At 67.6% G+C, this 3,355-nt stretch carries 3 protein-coding genes and 1 pseudogene; 2 read left to right on the forward strand and 2 right to left on the reverse strand.

Translation table 11 applies throughout. The features are described from left to right. Window positions 1-222, reverse strand: a pseudogene (locus AC2VOP_RS19525) (pyridoxamine 5'-phosphate oxidase family protein); the annotation flags it as partial. Between the two features lie 32 nt (window positions 223-254). Between AC2VOP_RS19525 and AC2VOP_RS19530 the strand changes: the two are divergent. Both AC2VOP_RS19530 and AC2VOP_RS19535 read left to right on the forward strand, forming a co-directional pair. Further along, the gene (locus AC2VOP_RS19530; RefSeq protein WP_486962502.1) at window positions 255-1,265 is read left to right on the forward strand and encodes an aldo/keto reductase family protein; all 1,011 of its coding nucleotides are present in this window, start codon (window positions 255-257) and stop codon (window positions 1,263-1,265) included. Window positions 1,266-1,293: 28 nt separating this feature from the next. Continuing rightward, window positions 1,294-1,878, forward strand: a complete 585-nt coding sequence (locus AC2VOP_RS19535; protein ID WP_486962503.1) for a TIGR03086 family metal-binding protein — start codon at window positions 1,294-1,296, stop codon at window positions 1,876-1,878. Between the two features lie 133 nt (window positions 1,879-2,011). Here AC2VOP_RS19535 and AC2VOP_RS19540 read toward each other — a convergent pair. Further along, the coding region (locus AC2VOP_RS19540; RefSeq protein ID WP_486962504.1) for an amidohydrolase family protein at window positions 2,012-3,355 on the reverse strand (1,344 nt) is incomplete at its 5' end.

Genomic DNA, 3,355 nt, shown 5'->3' on the forward strand with positions numbered 1-3,355 from the left:
GCCCGCCACCCGCGGGGGCCACAGCACGGTGACGTCGCGGTGGGTTTCCAGGTTCGCCCGGGTGTGCCGGCCGACCGGCCCGACCCGCAGCACGCCGTCGCGCAGCACCGGGTTGACCGTCGTGGTGTGCGCGCGGAAGTGGCCGTCGACGCTGATGACGTAGGCGAATCCGTAGTCGCGCAGAGCATCGGCCAGCTGGGCGAGGTCCACCTTCTTACTCACGGCGTCGAGCATAGTGCGCCACTATGGAGAGCATGGAATTCCGCTATCTGGGCAACTCCGGCCTGCAAATCTCGGAGATCACCTACGGCAACTGGCTCACCCACGGCTCGCAGATCGAGAACGACGTCGCCACCGCCTGCGTGCACGCCGCACTGGATGCCGGCATCACCTCCTTCGACACCGCCGACGTCTATGCCAACGGTCGCGCCGAAGAGGTGCTCGGCACAGCCCTACAGGGCCAGCGCCGCGAATCGCTAGAGCTGTTCACCAAGGTGTACTGGCCGACCGGACCCGGCGGCAAGAACGACATGGGCCTGTCCCGCAAGCACATCATGGAAGGCATCAACGGCTCACTACGCCGACTGGGCACCGACTACGTCGACCTGTATCAGGCCCACCGCTACGACCTTTTCACCCCGCTGGAGGAGACCATGCAGGCCTTCGCCGACGTGGTGCGGGCTGGCAAGGCGCTGTATATCGGGGTCAGCGAATGGAGCCCCGAGCAGATCCGCGGCGCGCACGAACTGGCTCGCCAGCTCGGCGTCTCGCTGATCTCCAGCCAGCCGCAGTACTCGATGCTGTGGCGGGTGATCGAACCCGAGGTGGTTCCGGTCTGCCGGCAACTGGGGCTGAGTCAGATCGTCTGGTCGCCGATGGCGCAGGGCGCGCTGTCGGGCAAGTACCTTCCCGGCCAGCCGCCGCCGGCCGGGTCGCGGGCCACCGACGAGAAAGGCGGCGCGAACTTCATCAAGCGGTTCCTGGCCGACGACGTGCTGACTCGGATACAGCAGTTGCGCCCGATCGCCCAGGAGCTGGACCTGTCGATGCCGCAGCTGGCGATCGCGTGGGTGCTGCAGAACGACAACGTCGCCGCCGCGCTGGTCGGCGCGTCGCGCCCGGAGCAGGTGACCGAGAACGTGAAGGCGTCCGGGGTGCGGATTCCCGACGACGTGTTGGCCCGCATCGACCAGGTGCTCGGCGACGCGGTGACCCGCGACCCGGCGAAGGTGGCCAAGTCCACTCCGGCGCAGCGGATGATCTAGCTGCTCGCACAACGCCTACACTGCGCTCATGAACGACGTGAATGCACAAGTGGGCACGCTGGCCGCTGAGGCGCTCGCTCTCTTCATCGATGCCGTGGACCAGATACCGTCTGGCAGCTGGGATCAGCCGTCCAATCTCGAGGACTGGAGCTTGCGCGACGTGGTGGGGCATGCCACCGGAACCGCCGCGAAGATGGTGACGCTCATCGAGGGTGGAGAGGTGCAGGCCAGGCCGGCCGACCCGGCCGACTGGAGGTGCGACAACCCGGCGGCGCGGCTTCGCGAGCTGGCCGCCAGGCTAGGTGACGTGCTGGCCGACGCCGATCTGAACGCAATGCGACCGTCGCCGATGGGCGAAGCTCCGTTGCACCAGGTACTTGGCTTTCCCGTCTCGGACCTCGCGGTGCACAGCTGGGACCTCCACCGCTCACAAGGCCGGACGGTAGAGCTGCCCGCGGGTCTACTCGCGCTATGTCGCGGATTGGTTGAGTCGGCACCGGAACAGATGCTGCGGCGACCGGGGGGCTTCGGCCCAGCTCAACCCGCACCGCCGGGCGCAACGCCGACTGCCGCGCTGATGGCCTATCTCGGTCGCTCGGTCGACGAGGGCTGAGCTCATATCCGGCAGCGAATCTCGCCGTGCAGTAGCGAGATCCAGCCGTCAGGGTCGTCGGCCCAGACTCGTCGAGATTGCGCCCAGGGTCGTGATTGACAAGAGTTCACAGCCCCCTATGCAATCTCAACGACTACGGGAAGCGGGGTGCAGCCTGGCGGCCGCGGACCAACTTGCCGGGGCGGGCGTTCGTGGGCGTGCCGTTCTCGGCGATGACCTTACCGGAGACGACGGTCGCCACGTAGCCGTCGGCGGATTGGTCCAGCCGCCGCCCGCCGGCCGGCAGGTCACGGGTCACCACCGGCTTGTGCAACCGCATCGCGGCGTGGTCGATCACGTTGAGATCAGCCTTGTAACCGACGGCGATGCGGCCCCGGTCGGCTAACCCGGCAACCCGGGCCGGCACCGACGTCAACTCCCGAATCGCTTCGGGCACCGAGATTTGCCTGGTTGCCCGGTCACGGGCCCAATGGGTCAGCAGGTAAGTCGGAAAGCTTGAGTCGCAGATCATTCCGTAGTGCGCGCCGCCATCGCCTAGCCCCAGCACGACGTCGTCGCGGCGCAGCAGCTTGCCGACGGTGTCCAGCGAGTTGTTCTCGAAGTTGGCTAGCGCGACGAGCAACATCGCGTGGCCGTCGTCGTCGAGCATCCGATCGTAGGCCTCCTCCATCGGGGAGACACCGCGAGCCTTGGCCCGGGCTGCGATGCTGCTCGACTGGTCCGGCTCGTAGTTGGCGTCGTCACCGAGGGGGAAAATCCAGTCGAATGCCAGGGCCATGTACACCATCGGGTTCGCCGGGACGTCGGTCGGCCGGTCGGCCAGGATACGTTGACGGACTTCGGGTCTGCGCATCTGCGCGACCCGCTCGGCCAGCGGCAGTCCGGCGATCTCCCGGTAGCTCGGGCACAGTACGAACGGGTTGACGGTCAGGTCCAGACCGATCATCAGCCCGATCGGCCGCGGAAAGACCTGCGCGCTGATGGCAGCACCGGCCGCGTTGGCCTTCTCCACCATGGTGATCGCGTCTTCCCACACCGGGTCGCCGACGTTGAGGACCGCCAGGGTGAAGGTGACCGGCAAGCCGGCATCGCTCGCCGCGTCGAACACCTGCTGCAGCACCGGCTGAAACCCGCCAGCCGGGATGTCGGGCACGAACTGGATCAGCCCGCCGCCGCCGTCGGCGATGCCACGCCCGATCTCGAGGATCTCGTCGTAGGCGGCGTCGAAGCTGGGGATCTGGGCACCGCCCTCGGTGCGGTGGGTGGCCAGCCGAGACGACGAGAACCCCATCGCCCCAACCTCGACGGCCTCCTTGGCCAGCGCCCGCATCTTCGCCAGATCCTCCGGGGTGGCCGGCTCACGGTCGACGCCGCGCTGACCCATCACATACACCCGCAGCGGTGAATGCGGCAGGTAGGCCGCCACGTCGATATCACGCTTGCCCGCGTCCAGCGCATCCAGGTACTGCGGGAAGGT

Source organism: Mycobacterium sp. TH-M106, from assembly GCF_057473765.1.

Coding starts and splice junctions, on each gene's coding strand:
- AC2VOP_RS19535 (WP_486962503.1), top strand. CDS start 1,294: ATGAACGACGTGAATGCACAAGTGGGCACGCTGGCCGCTGAGGCGCTC.
- AC2VOP_RS19530 (WP_486962502.1), top strand. CDS start 255: ATGGAATTCCGCTATCTGGGCAACTCCGGCCTGCAAATCTCGGAGATC.